This is a genomic window from Mycobacterium shunyiense (assembly GCF_058270075.1).
In genome coordinates this window covers 1-15,942 of record NZ_JBZDPU010000026.1, presented here as the reverse complement: position 1 = coordinate 15,942, position 15,942 = coordinate 1, and the positions used below count along the sequence as shown (strand labels likewise).

Here is a 15,942-nt window from a genome sequence, read left to right as displayed (position 1 = left end):
AGAACGATGGGGCGGTGGTGGCAATAGCCGGCCTGGGTTCGTGGCCGAGGGCTGACCTGGTCCCTCATGCCGGCGGCCGCTTATGGCACGCGAATCACTGGTCTGCGTGTCATATATGGCCACTCGGCGGCGGTCGGTGTTCGACCTCTGACCCGGCAACCCATATCGTCACGCCAACTGTAGTCAACTCTGTAATAGAGTCCGTAGCGGTCGGATGGCCGGACGAGAGGTGTACGTGTGGAGCGCACTGCGATGACGCCGTACTTTGTGAGCACTGACGACGGGTTCGTGCCCAACGAGATCGCCCACGGGGGATGGGGGCCGACGCTGGGCGGTCAGGTGGTCGGCGGTCTGCTGGCCCGGGCCGTGGAAGAACTCGTCAGCGACGCGGATCTGCAACCGGCGCGATTCACCGTGGAGATACTGCGTCGGGTCGCCAGCGCCGCGGTTCGTGTCTCTGCGTCGGTGGTGCGAGCGGGCTCGCGGATGCAAGCGGTCGATGCGGTGATGACCCAGGACGGTGACGTGGTGGCCCGGGCTTCGGCGCTGTATCTGAGACGCGGCGCCCAACCGGACGGCGACTTCTGGACCACCGCGATCGAGCTTCCGCCGTTACCCGTGGAACCGGCGGAATTCGACGACACCGTGCCCATGTTCATCCGGGCGCATGGACCGGACCCGGACTGGTCGGGTGAGGGGTTCCCGTGGCAGCAGTGTGGGCCTCGGTACGCGTGGCTGCGCGAAGTCCGTCAGCTGGTCGACGGCGAAGAGCTCACGCCGTTCGTGCGCGCAGCGCTGGCGGTCGACGTCACCAGCTCGATGTGCAATTTCAGTTCGGCCGGTTTGGCTTTCATCAATGCCGACTACACATTGGCCCTCAGCAGGTTGCCGGTGGGCCCCTACATCGGCATGGCGGCGGTGACCCACACCAGTGCCGAGGGCGTGGCCACGGCCAGCGCGTGCCTGTACGACACGTCGGGCCCGATCGGCACCGGATTGTCCACTGCGATAGCTAATTTCAACTTCAGCCCGAACGGTTCCGGCTAGCCGCGGCGCAGGACGGCCACCAGGAAGTCTGAGTTATCGGTGAACGGGCGGAGATCCCAGGTGGACAACAACAGGTCGGTGGTGAACCCGGCCGCCACCACATCGTCGAAGAACTGACCGAACTCGTAGTCGCGACCTGCCCCGAATCCGATCACCGCGCGGCCGTCGTCGGCGAGATGCGCGCGCAGCCGCGTCAGAACCTGAACCCGGGTGCTCGGGGCGAGGAAGGTCATCACGTTGCCCGCCGACACGATGATGTCGAACGGGTCGGCGATGCCGCGCGCCGGCAGGTCGAGCTCGGCGAGATCGCCGACGAGCCAACGCGGACCGGGATGGTCGTTCTCGGCCGCCTCGATCAGTACCGGGTCGACATCGACGCCGACCACCTGATGCCCGGCCTCGGCGAGGTATCCACCCACCCGGCCGGGGCCGCAGCCGGCGTCGAGGATGCGGGCATTGCGCGATGCCATCGCGTCCACCAGACGTGCCTCGCCTGCCAGGTCCTGACCGGCGCGCTCCATGGCACGAAATCGTTCGACGTACCAATCCGAATGCCCGGGATCGGCTGCGACCTTCTGCATCCAGATGCTCCGCTCGACCATGGAGGCATTGTCGCAAGCCTGCCCGGGCCCCGGCCGGGCGGTGTGAGTCAGCCCTGGGCGTCGAGGATCTTGATCGCGAAGATCAGCGAGTCACCCGGCTGGATACCCGCGGCGGGCTGTCCCTGCGGGTAGCCGTCGGCAGAGGTCATCGCGACGGCCACCGTGGACCCGACCTTCTGCCCGGAGATGGCCTTCTGGAAGCCGGGCACAACACCGTTGAGGGGGAAGTCGACCGGTTCGCCGCGTTCGTAGCTGCTGTCGAACACCGAACCGTCGCGCCCGTTGACACCCATGTAGCAGACCGAAACGTTCGCCGAGGGTGCGACGACCGGCCCGTCGCCCGCCTTCAGGGTGTGTACCTGGGTTTCGGCCACGCTGAACGGTCCGGTCACCTTCACCACAGGTGCGGCCGTGTCGGTGGACCCGGTCACCGCGACACTGCCGGTCGCCCCGGACACCGTCCATTCGGGGGCGCCGGCGTTCTGGGGTGCTGCCGTGGGGCAGGTGCTGGCTTCGGTTGCCGTCTCGGCGATCGAGGGGGTGAGTACCTCAGCGACCGAGGGCGTGCTCGTCGAGGCCGACGACGCAGAAGTGTCCGTGTCGGAGCCGCATGCGGCAAGCGTCATGGTCAACGAAGCGGCACAGGCCACGAGCGCAACGGTGGAGGGCACACGAAAGGAGTTCATGCGCGCCACGCTACAGCGGCGCGGGGTTATGCCTGCCGATAGCCGCATGACGACGCCTCGGTGGACAAAGTACCGCCGCCCAATCCCGTCTTCATCGTGAAAATTCAAATACCCGCTGCCGGGAGGAGCAAAGATTCTCCGATAGGCATCGGGTGGCGTTTGCCCGTGATAGCGTCGCCGCAGGCAGACCGTTTATCCATCCGAGGACACGGATTATGGCCAACAATTCCATGGGTGATTTTGTCAGCCAGTTGCGTCCGGCATTGCATCGGTTGCAGGACTGGCCCTATCCGGATCAGATCGATCGGACTCTGTTCAGCGCCTTCATGAAGAATCCGCACGATGTCGGCGGCGATCCCGACGCGCCGGCGATCTTCGAGGAGAAGCAGGAAGAGGCGTGGGAACTCAATACGTTCGTCACGTGTGAGGTTCTCGGCTGGCGTGGCATCTGGACGTCCGAAGAACGACGGCGGCTCGGAAACGTCGATGTCGGCCGGACGATCTATCACGGCTTTCCCTATTACGGCCGTTGGGTGTGGGCTATCGCCCGGTGCCTCGTCGAGAAGGATCACATCACGCTTCGCGAGTTGCTCGAGCGCGTCGACGAGGTGCGCGCACGGGTTGCCACCGGTGCTGCCGACGCCCTGTCGGCCGCACCGCGCGGGGTGGGCGATCCACCGGCCGTCTCCAGGAACCGCCATCACATCGAGGCGCTCGGCAAGGGCGACCCCCAGCGGTTCGCCGGCCAGGCCGGCGCTCCTCGATTCGCCGTCGGTGATCGGGTGCAGGTGCGGGATCTCCCGACCATCTTCTACACGCGCACCCAGGAGTACCTGCGCGGGAAACCGGGGACCATCGCCGAGGTGTCCTACGAAAGTCTGGTCCCCGAGGACGAGGCATTCGACCGTGAAGAGCAGAAGCCTCAGTGGTTCTACATCGTGCGCTTCAACATGACCGACGTGTGGGATCCGTATGCGGGCGCCGAGGGCGACACCCTTCAGGCCGAGATCTCCGAACTGTGGTTACGGCCGCTCGGTTAGACCGCTCATTCGACGGAACGAACAGGAAACCGACATGACGCACGACGACGCGGCGCACACGCATCACGAAGCACCGGAACGGCACGCGGCACCCATGGTCGAGGAAGTGACCGATTTCGAGGTCCTGGAAATCGCGCTCCGCGAATTGGCGATCGAGAAGGGCCTCTTCACCGCGGAAGACCACCGGCACTACACCGAGTTCGTCGAGCAGATCGGCCCGGCGCCGGGCTCGCGACTCGTCGCGAAGGCTTGGGTCGATCCGGATTACAAGCAGTTGGTGCTCAGAGATCCCATTGCCGCCAGTCGGGAAGTGGGGATCGACTGGTTGCACCCGACCGGTTTCGGTACACCCAGTGACTTCACGGCTCTGGAAGTACTGGAGAACACGCCGAGTTTGCACCACGTGATCGTCTGCACATTGTGTTCGTGTTATCCACGGCCGTTGCTCGGGAATTCTCCCGAGTGGTACCGGACACCCAACTATCGACGCCGAATTGTGCGTTGGCCCCGTCAGGTTCTCGGTGAGTTCGGGCTTTTCCTGCCCGACGATGTCGAAATCCGTGTCGAGGATTCCAATTCCAAACGTCGATTCCTGGTGCTGCCGGTCCGGCCCGCCGGAACCGAGGACTGGACCGAGGAGCAACTTGCCGAGATCGTCACCCGCGACTGCATGATCGGTGTCGCCCTACCCAAGCCCGGGGTGACCGCGAACGCGCCCCGGCCGGTGCATCCTGCCGTCCGCCCGGCTGAGGGGTACTGAGGGCAGCGCATGACCGACGACGATGACGTCACCGCAGTGAGGGTCCGGACGTTGGAACAGCTGGTCGGTCGGGGGCAGTCGTGGCCCCGCATGGCGCAGAAGTATGGCGTCTCCAACCCGGTTCCGCCCTGGAAGTCGAGTCTGGACGGGATGTGCGACGCACTTGACCACGAAGGGGTCACACTGCCGCTGCTCACTCGTCGAACCGACGAGGACCGGCTGGTACAAGAGGTCTACGTGACGCTGCCGTATCCAGAGAACCAGCTTGTCGCACTTACGCATTCCCTGGTGGCCAGACATGTCATCGATGAAGAGACACTGGCCCAGCGGATGCGCGACGTCCGGACGCGCCTCGAGGGGGCCTGAGCCGGCCGGTAGGTCGTTTCGATACGGTCGGAGGATGAGCCGGAAGCTCTATGTGATCGCCCATCCCGAAGCCACACATCACGTCGATGGGCTGGTCGGGGGATGGTTCGACTCGGACTTGACCGCGAAGGGATTGCGAGACGCTCACACCCTCGCGGAGGCGTTGCGGGCACGAGTTCCCGGGACGACCACGGTGAAAGTCGTGTCCTCGGACTTGCTGCGGGCGCAGCGAACTGCCGCTGTGATCGCCGAAACCTTCCACACGGCCGAAGTTTTGGATCCGCGACTTCGGGAGAAGTCATACGGAGAAGCCGAAGGACGTCCGCAGCGCTGGCTCGATGAACGGTTCGTCGCCCCGCCGGCGCGCGGCGATCGGCTGGCCCACCGCGAAGGCCTCCGAGGCGCAGAAACCAAAGAGGAGTTCGCACGCCGGATCTATGCGGCCATGGAGGCGATCACCGCCGCGGACGTGAGCCATCAGGTGATCGTCACACACGGATTTGCGCTGACGTTCGTGATCGCGGCGTGGATCAAGATGCCCCTGGCGTCGGTCGGCTACGTCAACTTCGCGGGGAAAGCAGGCAGCATCACTACTTTGTACGAGGACGACCGCTTTCATAACCGCCAGGTGCTGGAACTCTCGGCAACCCAGCACCTCGCAGCCGTGGACTCGAGCTGAGGTCGCTACCGGTTCCATCGGGCATTGAGCGTCGGCGGCGTCCACGTCGGCCAGATGGGTGATCCGACGACGAACCCGCCGGCGATCTGAGCGACGATCCGCGGGCCGGTGACCGCGCTGTTGTCGTAGAACGTTGCCGAGTCCACCCGCGTCGCGGCGATTGCGACGAGATCCCAAAGCCGTTGGTAGCGTTCACGAATCTTCGCCTCGGGGACATGGTGGCCGCCCGCCTGCACGCGGTGGTGCACTCGCTGCACCGCCAGTTCTTCGGGTATCAGGATGCAATGCAGGATCACGGTGTACCCGGCGGCCTGCGCGTCGTCGACGAGTTCGAGTTTGGAGGGATGGGAGAACACTGTCTCGGCGATGAAGGACTCGCCGAGTTCGATGAGCTTGGTCCGGGTTTTGGCGGCGACCAGCGCGGCCTCATAGGAGTGCGGGGCCGGATCCGCGGGCCAGCGACGCTTGGCGATCTCGTCCGCGTTGACGAAGGGGCTGCCCGGAAGCAGACGGGAGAGGGTGAGTTCGACGAAGGTGGACTTGCCGGCGCCGTTACATCCGACGACGAGATCGAGACGCTTCACTGCGCGACGGTATGGCCCGGGTCAGCGTGAGTCGGGATCACTGCTGCGACGTCAGCACCGTGGTGCTGCCGTCCGGTTGGTACTGCACGATGTCGCCATGCTCGTCGAGCGCGACCGTGGTGATGCCGCGGGCGGCCAGCGTCGCACCGTAGTCGGCGCGGGCCAAACTCTCCTCGATGGAGGCCGCGATCTCGGCGTCGAACACCGCGCCTTCTTCGGCGGTCAGCTCCCGAAGCGGGATATCGCCCGCCAGGGCGGCCTCGACCTTCCGACGGGCGGCGCTGTGCCGGCTCGACACAGCGCGACCCACCCGCGCCCAGTGGTCGAGTTGCTGCTTGGCCGACCGGCTCTGACGTGCACCTTCTGCGGCCGCACTGTCGACGAGGTCTGCGGCGAAACGCGTCACCCGATCTGCGGTCTCGGTCATGAGAACCTCCTTGGTAGCACTCTGAAACAAGCGTAGCAGAGTGCTACGAGGTTGGCTCGGCGCATCATCCTGCCGACAACCGCTTGGCGATCTCGCCGTACCGCTCGAGCCGTCCGGGCCCGCTGAGCGCGTTGTAGAGCACGAGGCGGGTGGCGATTCCTCCGTATTTGGCGGTCAACGCATCCGCCAGTCCATCCCACGTGGATTCGGTGGCGAAGGCGGCAATGTGCTCATCGGTGATCTGGGCTGCCATGCCGGCGATATCACCGGCTTTCTGCTTCTCCCGAAGTCGGGCGGTCGTGCCCTCGAAGCCGGCCTCGTCCCAGATGAAGGCGTAGTTCGGTGTGCTCCCGTAGAAGCTCATGCTGGTCCGCACGAACTCGCGCTCGTTTGCGCGTTCCTCGTCGCTGTCGCCGACGATCGTCATGACGGGGATGATCTTGGCGATGTCGGCGGCGCAGCGGCCGGCCCTGGCCGCACCGGCGGCCAGGTTGGGAAGTACGTGCCGCGCGATGTAGCCGGGCTCACCGATCGGATGGACGTGCACGCCGTCGGCGACTTCACTGGCCATGCGAAGCATCCACGGATTCACCGCGGCGATGTCGACTTTGGGATCGGGAGCATCGATCGGCCCGGGGTTCCACTGCGGAGTGATGAAGTCGAGATCGTAGAACTCGCCGTGATGCTCGAGCTTGCCGGTGCGGAAAGCAGCGAAGCATGCCTTGACCGCCAAGACGTAGTCGCGCAGGCGCGGACCCGGCTGTTCGAAGGCCATTCCGTAGCGGCGCACGACATGCGTGCGTACCTGGGTTCCGATACCGAGCCGGAATTTGCCGCCGGTGGCTTCCTGGAGCTCCCACGCCGACGCCGCCGTGACAAACGGGCTTCGCGGAAAGGCAACGGCCACACCGGTCGACAGCTCTAGGCCCGGTGCGGACTGCGAGGCGACTGCCGCGTTGAGATACGCGGTCCGGCCCGTCTCGGTGAGCAGGAGTCCGGAGAATCCGGCGGACTTGGTACGGCGGGCAAGGTCACCTATTCGAGACAGCGGCTGGGGAACGGTCATCACGTCGACGTACACGTGGGCAGCGTACGTGAGTATGCGTGCCGGGAACTCGTAATGCCTTAGAAGTCAACCATTTCACGCTGTCGGCCGCGGGCCTAGACTTGTTGACATCAGGGCAACCGGCGTCGTTACGACAAGCGCCAGGACCAGAGCTAGTTGCGACTGAAGGAGGGGAACCATGGTCAGGATTCATACGGTGGTGCCGGGGGAAACGCTGTCAGCGTTGGCATTGCGGTTCTACGGGGATGCCGAGCGGTACCGACTGATCGCCGCGGCCAGCGGGGTGCCGGATCCCAACGTCATCCAAGTGGGGCAACGGCTGCTCTTTCCCGACTATGCGCGATACACCGTGGCCGCGGGGGATACGTTGCCTGCTCTGGCGTCGCGCTTCTATGGGCAGGCCGATCTGTCGCGGTTGATCGCCGCCGCCAATGGCATCGCCCCGGATGCCGGTATCGATCCCGGCCGGCAACTGATCATCCCGGAACTCAGGAAGTACCAGGTTGCTCCGGGAGATACGTTGTCGGCGTTGGCATCACGCTTCTACGGGGACGCTACGTTCTATCCACCGATCGCCGGCGTGAACGGCATCTCCGACCCCGGCGCGATCAGCCCCGGGCAGACGCTGGTGATATTCACCGGGCGCGGCGACGGCTTCGGTCTGCGGATCGTGGATCGCAACGAGAACGATCCTCGCCTGTGGTACTACCGATTCCAGACCGCGGCCATCGGTTGGAACCCCGGCGTCAACGTCCTGCTTCCCGACGATTACCACACCAGCGGGCGGACCTATCCGGTGCTCTACATGTTCCACGGCGGCAACGACGATTTCCGCTCGTTCGACTTCATGGGCATCCGTGACTGGACCGCCGGAAAGCCGATCATCGTCGTGATGCCCGACGGTGGGCATGCCGGCTGGTACTCCAACCCGGTCACTTCATTCGTGGGACCGCGAAACTGGGAGACGTTCCATATCGCCCAGCTGTTGCCCTGGATCGAGGCGAACTTCCGGACGTACGCCGAGTACGACGGCCGAGCGGTCGGCGGATTCTCGATGGGCGGCTTCGGTGCGCTGAAGTACGCGGCCAAGTACTACGGCCACTTCGCCTCGGTCAGTGCCCATTCGGGCCCGGCGAGCCTGCGCCGCGATTTCGGCCTCGTCGTGCACTGGGCGAACATCACGTCGGCGGTTCTGGATCTGGCCGGTGGAACGGTGTACGGCGCGCCGCTCTGGGACCAGGCCAGGGTCAGCGCCGACAACCCGGTCGAGCGGATCGAGAGCTACCGCAACAAGCGGGTGTTCCTCGTCGCGGGCACCAGTCCGGACCCGATCAACTGGTTCGACAGCGCCAACGAGACGGAGGTGCTCGCCGGCCAGCGCGAGTTCCGGGGGCTGCTGGACCACGCCGGGATCCCGTACGAAGCGCACGAGGTGCCTGGGGGCCACGTCTTCCGCCCCGACATGTTCGCTGTCGACCTCGACGGCATCATCGCCCGGCTGCGGCCTGCTGCCGTCGCAGCCACCGCGATGTAACAACAGCCACATCAATCCCATCAGTCACATTTGCAACAGAATTCAATTCTTTCACTGCTATCGCATTGGAAACTGAATTCACAATGGGTTGCAAATTTCACACCGCCGATGGCCAACTCTGTGAGGCGGAACGCGAACCCGCGCGGGCTGCCGATCTTGCACGGAGATGCGTGTGAACTGCGGTTTCAGGGTCAGAAAGGGGGATCGGGTTGTTCCCATCGGCCACACACGGCCCATAACTATTAAATAAACTCAAAGAAGATAATTAGACTCTCTAGCACGGGTATTTTACTTTCGCCCCATCGGTAAACTCTGTATCACGATGGGCTGAAAATGGTCTGTCGCCCCGCCATTACCGGCGTGCACGCAGTGCACACCGCCATGAAGGGATCGACATGCGCGTGCGCAAGGTCGTCACCGTATTCGGGTTCGTCGGTGCGATCGCCCTGGCTCAATTAGTCGTCGCAGTTCCGAACGCCGGCGCCGAACCGAACTGGGACGCGATGGCTCAGTGCGAATCGGGCGGAAATTGGGCGGCGGACACCGGCAACGGCTTCTACGGAGGGTTGCAGTTCACCCCGGCCACATGGTCCTCGAACGGGGGAATCGGGTCGCCCGCCGCGGCGAGTCGCGAGGAGCAGATCCGGGTGGCACGCAACGTGATGCAGACCCAAGGCCTTGGCGCCTGGCCGGTGTGTGGCGGCCCGGTCGGCCAGGCCTCGGGGGCCTGTCGTCAGGTGATGGTCTGGATCCCCCTGAGGAACCTGCCGCGGTTGTGCACCTTGGTGCTCAATCCGCTGGGCTGAGGCCAATATCCGGGCAAATCTCGCGGCGCTCCGCCTCGCCGACCGGATCGGGTTCACCCGAGTCGGCGCATTCGAGCAATTCAAAGCCGAGCAGGTGCTGGCCACCGCTCGGCTGGGGGCCTTCCTGCGGCACTAGTGCTTTCACGCTTCGAGAAAGTCTTGGGCAGCACCGAGCCAACTCTCAGCAAAGCCTCAGTAGCGCACTGCACCATCTAGGTAGGCGCCGGCACGGCGCATGTATGTCGGTGTCGCAAAGGAAGAAGCATCACGAATGAATCAATGGTCTGGGATGTCACCGCAGAGTAGTAACCCTCAGTGGGACGCCAAACAGGCGGCAGATCAAAGAAATACAACTTCAAGCCCGTGGAGCCGGACCGGATATCAGCATCCGTCCCCGCCGTATGGCCTGCATCCCGAGATGACCAACAGTTTCGATGCCCCTCCGGTGCAAGACGTTTCGCAGCCAAAGAAGAAGTCCCGCGTCGGTGTACTGGTTGCCGGCACGGCCGCGGTGGCGATGGCCACCGGTGCCGTCGCAGCGGTCGCCGTGGTGGACCAGTCCGGAAAGCCCGCGACTGTCGCGCAGGCGCCGGCCGCTGACCACGCCCGCATCCCATCGCCTGCCGCCGGATCCGTTCCGGTGCAGCCGAAGGCATCCGCACCTGCCGGGTCGGTCGAACAGGTTTCCGCCAAGGTGCTGCCCAGCGTGGTGAAGCTGCAGATAGAGACCGGGCAGGGACGTGAGGAGGGATCCGGAATCGTCCTCAGCGAGGACGGCCTGATCCTCACCAACAACCATGTCGTGGCGGCCGCCGCCCGCGGCACCGGTAGCCAGGGGCCGTTGGCTGCCGAGGAGTCGCCGGGCGGGCAATTCCCCGGCTTGCCGCGTGGGATGTACCCGGGTGGACAGTTCCCCGGTGACGACCAGTATTCGCCGGATGGACCGTCGGCCAGGAATTCTGGTCGGGCCGGTGGCGCGATGCGGGCGACTGTCACCATGTCGGATGGACGCACGGTGCCGTTCACCGTCGTCGGGACAGACCCCGACGACGACATCGCGGTGGTGAAAGCGCAGAACGTGTCCGGGCTGACGCCGATTGCCATCGGTTCCTCGAAGGATCTGAAGGTGGGGCAGAATGTCGTCGCCGTGGGCTCGCCGTTGGGCCTGCAGGGGACGGTGACCACCGGCATCATCAGCGCGCTCGATCGTCCCGTTGCCACCGGCGATGAGCAGAGCGGCCAACACTCGGTGATGAGCGCCATCCAGACCGACGCTGCGATCAATCCGGGTAACTCGGGCGGTGCACTGGTCGACATGAACGGTGACCTGATCGGGGTCAACTCGGCGATCGCATCGTTGGGCGGCGGCCAGGGTTCGCAGGGCGGTGGACAGGCCGGTTCGATCGGTCTGGGCTTCGCGATCCCGGTGGATCAGGCCAAACGCATCGCCGACGAACTGGTTTCGACCGGAACTGTCCAGCACGCCTCGCTGGGTGTCCAGCTCTCCGGTAACGATTCGAACGGCGCAGCAGTCGCCGGTGTGGTCGCCGGGGGTCCGGCAGCCGTGGCCGGTCTGCCCGATGGTGCGGTGATCACCAAGGTCGACAATCAGGTGATCGACGGTGCCGATGCCCTGGTCGCTGCCGTGCGATCCAAGGCGCCGGGGGACACCGTGACCCTGACCTACGAGGACCCGTCGGGCGCTTCGCGCACCGTCGACGTCACCCTCGGGCAGGTCCAGGCATAGCGCAGAAGCAGTCAGTGGGCCCCAGCCGGATGTTTCCGGGCTGGGGCCCACTGCTGTGTCGGCTGTCAGTGCAGGTGAGGTGGACCGAGAAATTCGGATGACCGCGTCGCGGGCCGTGTGTGACGATTCCCGGATGCCCAGCACACTCATCGAGGTACGGCGGCCCTACTGCCAGTCCGAAGAGGTGGCGATCATCGACGCCGTGCACGACGCACTTGTGGTCGCCTTCCAGATCCCGGCGAGCGACAAGCATGTACGCCTGATAGCCCATGAGCCGCATCGGTTCTCGCATTCACCGGGCCTGGCGCAACCGGAGCTGTACACCTTGGTGACGATCGACTGTTTTTCTGGTCGGTCAGTGGACGCCAAACGAGATCTCTACCGGCAGATCGTCAATCGTCTGGAGGCGCTGGGCATCCCACCGAACCATGTCACCATCCTCGTACGCGACAGCCCGCTGCAGAACTGGGGTATTCGTGGCGGACAGGCCGCCTGCGATATCGACCTGGGTTTCAACGTGAACGTGTGATCGGCTCCTGGCGGCCCCCATCGCGTCCCACACCGGGCACGAATCGTCCGACGGCGACGCAGTAGTCACGATGGGCCTCACCGTGGGTCCGCCTCAGGTAGGGCTCTTCCACGACACGGACCTGCAGTTCGACGGTGGTCGACAACACGACGAAAGCCAAGAGCGCCACTGGGTTCGGTGTCATCAGCGTGACGCCGCCGGCGAAGACCAGCATGGCGGTGAAGATAGGGTTGCGGACCAATCCGAATACTCCGTTGCGCACGAGTGTTGTTGTCTCGCTGGGATCGACCCCGATACGCCAGGATTCACCCATGTCCAGTTGGGCGTAGACGGTGGCGACGATTCCGGCAACGGCGAGCACCGTACCCAGCGACTGGATCCATGAAGCCTGCAGGAAGGCGATCGGTGCGGTCAGTCCGAGATATTGCAGCACCGGCGCGGCCACGCCGACGATGATCGACAGGATGAAGCCGACACCGGCCAACCATTCCAGCGAGCCCGGCCGTCCGTCGATGCCACGAAATCCCGTCGACCCCGTGTGTCGGTACTGGACCCAACTACGCCAACCGAATCCCAATACCGCGAAGATCAGGTAGAGAATCAATGCGGTCACGGCCATGTTCATCTCCTCGGTTATCGGTCTCCACAGCAGGTTTCGCCGCGCCAGGCCTCGCGTCCTTCGTTGACGGCAACGCCGGCGAGTATGAGTGCGGCGATCGGATCGGCCCAGCTCCAGCCGAGCAGGCTGTTGAGGACCAGTCCGGCGAGGACCACCGCGGACAGATAGGTGCACAGCAGCGTCTGCTTGGAGTCGGCCACGGCTGAGCGGGAACCGAGTTCACGGCCGGTGCGGCGCTGGGCCCAGGACAGCAGCGGCATGATGACCAGGCTGGCGGTGGTCAATCCGATGCCGATCGCCGAATGTCCGGCTTCGGCTGCCCCGCTGAGCGATCGGATCGATTCGATGGTGACGTAGCCCGCGAGTGCGAAGAACGACACCGCAATGATCCGCAGTGCGGTCTTCTCGCGTGCCTCCGGTTCCGGGCCGGAGAACTGCCAGGCGACGGCGGCAGCCGAGGACACCTCGATCACGGAGTCGAGTCCGAAGCCGATCAGTGCGGTCGACGACACTCTGGTGCCCTCGCCGATCGCGACGATCGCCTCGATCACGTTGTAGGTGATGGTTGCGGCGACGAACCATCGGATCCGCCGGTGGAGCAACGCCCGTCTCGCGGGGGGCGGGGGAGCGGGAACCGGGGCATCGGCTGCCATCAGCAGCAACCATCCGAAGCCGCGTCGGGGCACTGCTCGGGGTCGCCGGCCAGCACCACGTTCAGCAGATCGTTCAGTGCGTGGGCGAGTTTGGGATCCGCGAGTTCATAGCGGGTTCGCCGGCCTTCCGGGACAGCCACGACCAGTCCGCAACCACGAAGGCAGGCAAGGTGATTGGACATGCTCTGCCGAGAGACGCCCGCCGCCTCGGCCAGGTCGGCCGGATATCCCGGGGCGTCCTTGAGTGCGAGCAGGATCTTGGACCGGGTCTGATCCGACAGGGCATGACCGAACCGGGCCAGCACCGCCACCTGCGTCAGCGTCTCCATGGGCCAACAGTACATCAGTTCCTGAATTCAGAAACTACTGAACTGAGAATGTGGGGTAGCCACATACTCGTGGCGGCGCCCGGCGCCCGGCGCATGCTGGCCCTGAATGGTTGACGCCGTTCATCGAAGGGAGCTTGCGATGCCGGTCAACGACTTGGATATGTTGCTCGTCCACCGCGTGTTTCGTCGCGAGCTCGATGACCTGTCGTGGCTGATCGCCAGGGTGCAGCCCGGCGACAACCGTCGTGCGCGGGTAGTCGGTAGGCACCTGCAATTCATGACAGAAGCACTGCATCACCACCACGCGGCCGAGGACGAGCTGGTCTGGCCGATCGTCTCGGCCAGGGCGTTGGATCGGAAATCGGACATCGAGCGGATGCAAGCGCAGCACGGGCAGATCGCAACGGCGCTGGAGGAGGTGCAAGCAGCTCGTGTGGCGTGGACGAAGTTCGTGCAGCGATCGACGACGGCCCGGATGAGGGAGGCCTTCGCCCAGCTGTCCGAACTGGTCTTGGTCCACCTGGACGATGAAGAACGTGACGCGTTGCCGGTGATCGTCGAGTATCTGACACCGAGGGAGTGGGGAATCGCAGTCAAGCGGGGAGCGTCGTTCTTGGCCAAGCATCCACGGTGGGGCGTCCTCCTCGGCGGTCTGGTGCTGGATTACGCCTCCCCCGAAGAGGGCCGCTCCTTCCTGATGGGAGTGCCACTGCCGCAAAGGTTTTTGGTCGAAGCGCTGGGACCGCGGTCACTGGCGGCATACCGCAGGAAGTTGTACGACGTGTGATGCGACTAGATGGCTCCGGGCGTGCCGGGCGGGCTCATCGACCCGTCGACGTTCGGCACCATTGCCGGGGCCGGAATGCCTCCCTCCGCGGCGTTGTCTCCTGGTATCCCGTCGTCTGGCGTCTGGTCGTACATGCCTCCCCAGCAGGCGGGATTCCATCCCTCGGTGGCGCACGCCGGATCATCCGGGTTGTTGGGGGAATCGAGAGCGGCGGGTGTGCGGGGTGCTGCCGAGGCGACCGACACCGGAGTGACCGCGCCCAGCACTGCAATCCCCGAGATTGCCGCCACCGCTGATCTCGTCAGCAGGCATCGCACCTCAGAAGTCATCAACGAACGCATCTTCCGCTCCTTCGTTCCGGCTGAACACGGCGGTTCGACGTTTGCCGACGTCGCGCCGTTACGGCCATGCTCGCAGTTCCGCACCTGCTGCGGGTGGAAACTGCGACTTCGCTGACAGAAACTTCAACGCCGCCTTGAAGTTTGACGTGCATGTCAAAAATTGGCAGGCAGCGGTACACGCCGTCCGGAACGTGGATGGCCGGCGCTCTCCGTGGAGAACGCCGGCCGATCACGACCGGTAGCCGGTGACTCGATCAGTAATCCCAGGCGGCAGGGACACACCGGAAGACGTCGCCGGCGGTCGCCACGTGGCACACGGACGGGAACGGCAGGTGGGTGGCCACCAGTGCTTCTCCGGTCGCTGCCAACTCGCGCAGCAGGTCGATTCGGACGCGGGCCGCCTCTTCGGGGTCGTGTTCGAATCCGTTCTGCCACTCGGGGTTGTCGAACCCGGGGGCGAACACCGCGTCGCCGGCGAATGTCAGTTTCTCGCCGCCGGAATCCAGACGGACCACACTGTGACCGGGGGTATGACCGCCGGTGCGGGTGACGAGTACGCCCGGTGCCACCTCGTATTCCGTCTCGAATGTGCGTAGCTGGCCCCGGTAGTCGTCCAAGAACTGCGAGGCGACCCGCCGGAGCACATCCGGTATCGGCTGCGGCATGACAGTGCGGGAGAAATCAGGCTTCTCCCAGAACTCGGCCTCGGCAGCCGCGGCGTGGATCCGCAGATCGGGCCGCAGCCGTTCCTTCACTCCTTCGGTGATCAGTCCACCCACGTGGTCCATGTGCATGTGGGTGAGCACGACGTCGGTCACCGAACCGAGATCCACACCGGCAGCCTCCAGTCGCTGGACCGTCTGGCCGGCCCGGGGGAAGTCCGGGAACTCCAGGCCGAGCCCGGCGTCGACGAGGATGGTCCGATCGCCACTACGGACGACCACGATGTTCAGTGGCCAGTCGATCACCTCGGGCGGCAGGAAATTGTCACCCAGCCAGACTGCCAGGTCGGTCGGGTCGGCGTTGGTGGCCAACGTCGAGGTCGTAATGGGCAGCACTCCGTCGCTGATCACCAGAACCTCGATGTCCCCGACCTGTACCGCGTAGCGCGACGGAACCAACTCGTCGACCGGACTGCCCACCCGTGCACTGCTGTCCAAACTCATACTGTTCCTCCTGAGGGCCGCACTGAAGACATGTCGAATGACCTGTCTTTCTCGTGGGAACGCCCTCGAGCCATCGGAACTATCCAGCGATCGAGCTCGGCAGGTGGCTAGACATCCCAGGACCGTAAGTTGTCAAGCGGCCGTGGTGTCGGGCGTGGTTTGGCGGTGTGCCCA

At 64.8% G+C, this 15,942-nt stretch carries 20 protein-coding genes; 10 read left to right on the top strand and 10 right to left on the bottom strand.

The window, feature by feature from the left end; translation table 11 throughout:
- Window positions 1-252 precede the first annotated feature (252 nt).
- Window positions 253-1,047 (top strand): thioesterase family protein, encoded by a 795-nt coding sequence (locus AC4ELH_RS26645; protein WP_448448760.1) that lies wholly within the window; start codon window positions 253-255, stop codon window positions 1,045-1,047.
- Here the strand turns inward: AC4ELH_RS26645 and AC4ELH_RS26640 are convergent.
- Together AC4ELH_RS26640 and AC4ELH_RS26635 are read right to left on the bottom strand one after the other, a co-directional pair.
- Entirely contained in the window at window positions 1,044-1,649 is a 606-nt protein-coding gene (locus AC4ELH_RS26640; RefSeq protein WP_498887722.1) for a class I SAM-dependent methyltransferase, read from the bottom strand. The genes AC4ELH_RS26645 and AC4ELH_RS26640 overlap by 4 nt on opposite strands.
- Window positions 1,650-1,696: 47 nt before the next feature.
- The gene (locus AC4ELH_RS26635; protein WP_174554243.1) at window positions 1,697-2,335 is read right to left on the bottom strand and encodes an FKBP-type peptidyl-prolyl cis-trans isomerase; all 639 of its coding nucleotides are present in this window, start codon (window positions 2,333-2,335) and stop codon (window positions 1,697-1,699) included.
- Window positions 2,336-2,550: 215 nt separating this feature from the next.
- Between AC4ELH_RS26635 and AC4ELH_RS26630 the strand changes: the two genes are divergently transcribed.
- The 4 genes from AC4ELH_RS26630 to AC4ELH_RS26615 are packed head-to-tail and all read left to right on the top strand — an operon-like array spanning window position 2,551 to window position 5,180.
- Window positions 2,551-3,375 carry an SH3-like domain-containing protein gene (locus AC4ELH_RS26630; protein ID WP_498887720.1) on the top strand — a complete coding sequence of 275 codons (825 nt, stop codon included), beginning with the start codon at window positions 2,551-2,553 and terminating at the stop codon, window positions 3,373-3,375.
- 34 nt (window positions 3,376-3,409) lie between these two features.
- On the top strand, window positions 3,410-4,135 hold the full coding sequence (gene scnC / locus AC4ELH_RS26625) for a thiocyanate hydrolase subunit gamma (RefSeq protein WP_463794198.1): 726 nt from the start codon (window positions 3,410-3,412) through the stop codon (window positions 4,133-4,135).
- A gap of 9 nt (window positions 4,136-4,144) precedes the next feature.
- Window positions 4,145-4,501, top strand: a complete 357-nt coding sequence (locus AC4ELH_RS26620; protein ID WP_064958749.1) for a hypothetical protein — start codon at window positions 4,145-4,147, stop codon at window positions 4,499-4,501.
- A gap of 34 nt (window positions 4,502-4,535) precedes the next feature.
- Window positions 4,536-5,180: a histidine phosphatase family protein gene (locus AC4ELH_RS26615; RefSeq protein ID WP_064885259.1), complete on the top strand. Its 645-nt coding sequence runs from the start codon at window positions 4,536-4,538 to the stop codon at window positions 5,178-5,180.
- A gap of 5 nt (window positions 5,181-5,185) precedes the next feature.
- Here AC4ELH_RS26615 and AC4ELH_RS26610 read toward each other — a convergent pair whose 3' ends face one another.
- From AC4ELH_RS26610 to AC4ELH_RS26600, 3 genes are all read right to left on the bottom strand, one after another.
- Window positions 5,186-5,764: an ATPase gene (locus tag AC4ELH_RS26610; RefSeq protein WP_498887717.1), complete on the bottom strand. Its 579-nt coding sequence runs from the start codon at window positions 5,762-5,764 to the stop codon at window positions 5,186-5,188.
- Between the two features lie 37 nt (window positions 5,765-5,801).
- Window positions 5,802-6,191: a TA system antitoxin ParD family protein gene (locus AC4ELH_RS26605; protein ID WP_448448725.1), complete on the bottom strand. Its 390-nt coding sequence runs from the start codon at window positions 6,189-6,191 to the stop codon at window positions 5,802-5,804.
- Window positions 6,192-6,255: 64 nt separating this feature from the next.
- The gene (locus AC4ELH_RS26600) at window positions 6,256-7,272 is read right to left on the bottom strand and encodes a TIGR03617 family F420-dependent LLM class oxidoreductase (RefSeq protein ID WP_498887715.1); all 1,017 of its coding nucleotides are present in this window, start codon (window positions 7,270-7,272) and stop codon (window positions 6,256-6,258) included.
- Between the two features lie 163 nt (window positions 7,273-7,435).
- On the opposite strand from AC4ELH_RS26600, the gene AC4ELH_RS26595 reads away from it, so the two are divergent.
- From AC4ELH_RS26595 to AC4ELH_RS26580, 4 genes are all read left to right on the top strand, one after another.
- Entirely contained in the window at window positions 7,436-8,791 is a 1,356-nt protein-coding gene (locus tag AC4ELH_RS26595) for an alpha/beta hydrolase-fold protein (protein WP_064958745.1), read from the top strand.
- A 395-nt stretch (window positions 8,792-9,186) separates the two neighbouring features.
- Entirely contained in the window at window positions 9,187-9,597 is a 411-nt protein-coding gene (locus AC4ELH_RS26590) for a transglycosylase family protein (protein WP_064885250.1), read from the top strand.
- Between the two features lie 490 nt (window positions 9,598-10,087).
- A complete protein-coding gene (locus tag AC4ELH_RS26585) occupies window positions 10,088-11,344 on the top strand; it encodes a S1C family serine protease (protein ID WP_498887816.1) in 1,257 nt (418 codons plus the stop codon).
- Window positions 11,345-11,477: 133 nt separating this feature from the next.
- Complete coding sequence (locus AC4ELH_RS26580; protein ID WP_448448728.1) at window positions 11,478-11,873, top strand: tautomerase family protein; 396 nt, start codon at window positions 11,478-11,480, stop codon at window positions 11,871-11,873.
- Here AC4ELH_RS26580 and AC4ELH_RS26575 read toward each other — a convergent pair.
- The 3 genes from AC4ELH_RS26575 to AC4ELH_RS26565 are packed head-to-tail and all read right to left on the bottom strand — an operon-like array spanning window position 11,857 to window position 13,474.
- Entirely contained in the window at window positions 11,857-12,492 is a 636-nt protein-coding gene (locus tag AC4ELH_RS26575) for a methyltransferase family protein (protein WP_448448729.1), read from the bottom strand. The genes AC4ELH_RS26580 and AC4ELH_RS26575 overlap by 17 nt on opposite strands.
- A 14-nt stretch (window positions 12,493-12,506) precedes the next feature.
- Window positions 12,507-13,145, bottom strand: coding sequence for a cation efflux transmembrane domain-containing protein (locus tag AC4ELH_RS26570; protein ID WP_498887712.1), 639 nt, complete (start codon window positions 13,143-13,145; stop codon window positions 12,507-12,509).
- On the bottom strand, window positions 13,145-13,474 hold the full coding sequence (locus AC4ELH_RS26565; RefSeq protein ID WP_448448731.1) for an ArsR/SmtB family transcription factor: 330 nt from the start codon (window positions 13,472-13,474) through the stop codon (window positions 13,145-13,147). The genes AC4ELH_RS26570 and AC4ELH_RS26565 overlap by 1 nt, the downstream gene beginning before the upstream one ends.
- Before the next feature lie 139 nt (window positions 13,475-13,613).
- On the opposite strand from AC4ELH_RS26565, the gene AC4ELH_RS26560 reads away from it, so the two are divergent.
- A complete protein-coding gene (locus AC4ELH_RS26560; protein WP_448448732.1) occupies window positions 13,614-14,261 on the top strand; it encodes a hemerythrin domain-containing protein in 648 nt (215 codons plus the stop codon).
- A gap of 5 nt (window positions 14,262-14,266) precedes the next feature.
- Here AC4ELH_RS26560 and AC4ELH_RS26555 read toward each other — a convergent pair whose 3' ends face one another.
- Window positions 14,267-14,602, bottom strand: coding sequence for a hypothetical protein (locus tag AC4ELH_RS26555; RefSeq protein ID WP_131811668.1), 336 nt, complete (start codon window positions 14,600-14,602; stop codon window positions 14,267-14,269).
- A gap of 254 nt (window positions 14,603-14,856) precedes the next feature.
- Window positions 14,857-15,768 (bottom strand): MBL fold metallo-hydrolase, encoded by a 912-nt coding sequence (locus tag AC4ELH_RS26550; protein ID WP_448448733.1) that lies wholly within the window; start codon window positions 15,766-15,768, stop codon window positions 14,857-14,859.
- Window positions 15,769-15,942 lie beyond the last annotated feature (174 nt).

Excerpts from the sequence above, each read along its gene's own strand:
- AC4ELH_RS26645 (WP_448448760.1), top strand. The coding sequence starts at position 253 with ATGACGCCGTACTTTGTGAGCACTGACGACGGGTTCGTGCCCAACGAG.
- AC4ELH_RS26640 (WP_498887722.1), bottom strand. The coding sequence starts at position 1,649 with ATGGTCGAGCGGAGCATCTGGATGCAGAAGGTCGCAGCCGATCCCGGG.
- AC4ELH_RS26635 (WP_174554243.1), bottom strand. The coding sequence starts at position 2,335 with ATGAACTCCTTTCGTGTGCCCTCCACCGTTGCGCTCGTGGCCTGTGCC.
- AC4ELH_RS26630 (WP_498887720.1), top strand. The coding sequence starts at position 2,551 with ATGGCCAACAATTCCATGGGTGATTTTGTCAGCCAGTTGCGTCCGGCA.
- scnC (WP_463794198.1), top strand. The coding sequence starts at position 3,410 with ATGACGCACGACGACGCGGCGCACACGCATCACGAAGCACCGGAACGG.
- AC4ELH_RS26620 (WP_064958749.1), top strand. The coding sequence starts at position 4,145 with ATGACCGACGACGATGACGTCACCGCAGTGAGGGTCCGGACGTTGGAA.
- AC4ELH_RS26615 (WP_064885259.1), top strand. The coding sequence starts at position 4,536 with ATGAGCCGGAAGCTCTATGTGATCGCCCATCCCGAAGCCACACATCAC.
- AC4ELH_RS26605 (WP_448448725.1), bottom strand. The coding sequence starts at position 6,191 with ATGACCGAGACCGCAGATCGGGTGACGCGTTTCGCCGCAGACCTCGTC.
- AC4ELH_RS26595 (WP_064958745.1), top strand. The coding sequence starts at position 7,436 with ATGGTCAGGATTCATACGGTGGTGCCGGGGGAAACGCTGTCAGCGTTG.
- AC4ELH_RS26590 (WP_064885250.1), top strand. The coding sequence starts at position 9,187 with ATGCGCGTGCGCAAGGTCGTCACCGTATTCGGGTTCGTCGGTGCGATC.
- AC4ELH_RS26580 (WP_448448728.1), top strand. The coding sequence starts at position 11,478 with ATGCCCAGCACACTCATCGAGGTACGGCGGCCCTACTGCCAGTCCGAA.
- AC4ELH_RS26575 (WP_448448729.1), bottom strand. The coding sequence starts at position 12,492 with ATGGCCGTGACCGCATTGATTCTCTACCTGATCTTCGCGGTATTGGGA.
- AC4ELH_RS26570 (WP_498887712.1), bottom strand. The coding sequence starts at position 13,145 with ATGGCAGCCGATGCCCCGGTTCCCGCTCCCCCGCCCCCCGCGAGACGG.
- AC4ELH_RS26565 (WP_448448731.1), bottom strand. The coding sequence starts at position 13,474 with ATGGAGACGCTGACGCAGGTGGCGGTGCTGGCCCGGTTCGGTCATGCC.
- AC4ELH_RS26560 (WP_448448732.1), top strand. The coding sequence starts at position 13,614 with ATGCCGGTCAACGACTTGGATATGTTGCTCGTCCACCGCGTGTTTCGT.
- AC4ELH_RS26555 (WP_131811668.1), bottom strand. The coding sequence starts at position 14,602 with ATGCGTTCGTTGATGACTTCTGAGGTGCGATGCCTGCTGACGAGATCA.
- AC4ELH_RS26550 (WP_448448733.1), bottom strand. The coding sequence starts at position 15,768 with ATGAGTTTGGACAGCAGTGCACGGGTGGGCAGTCCGGTCGACGAGTTG.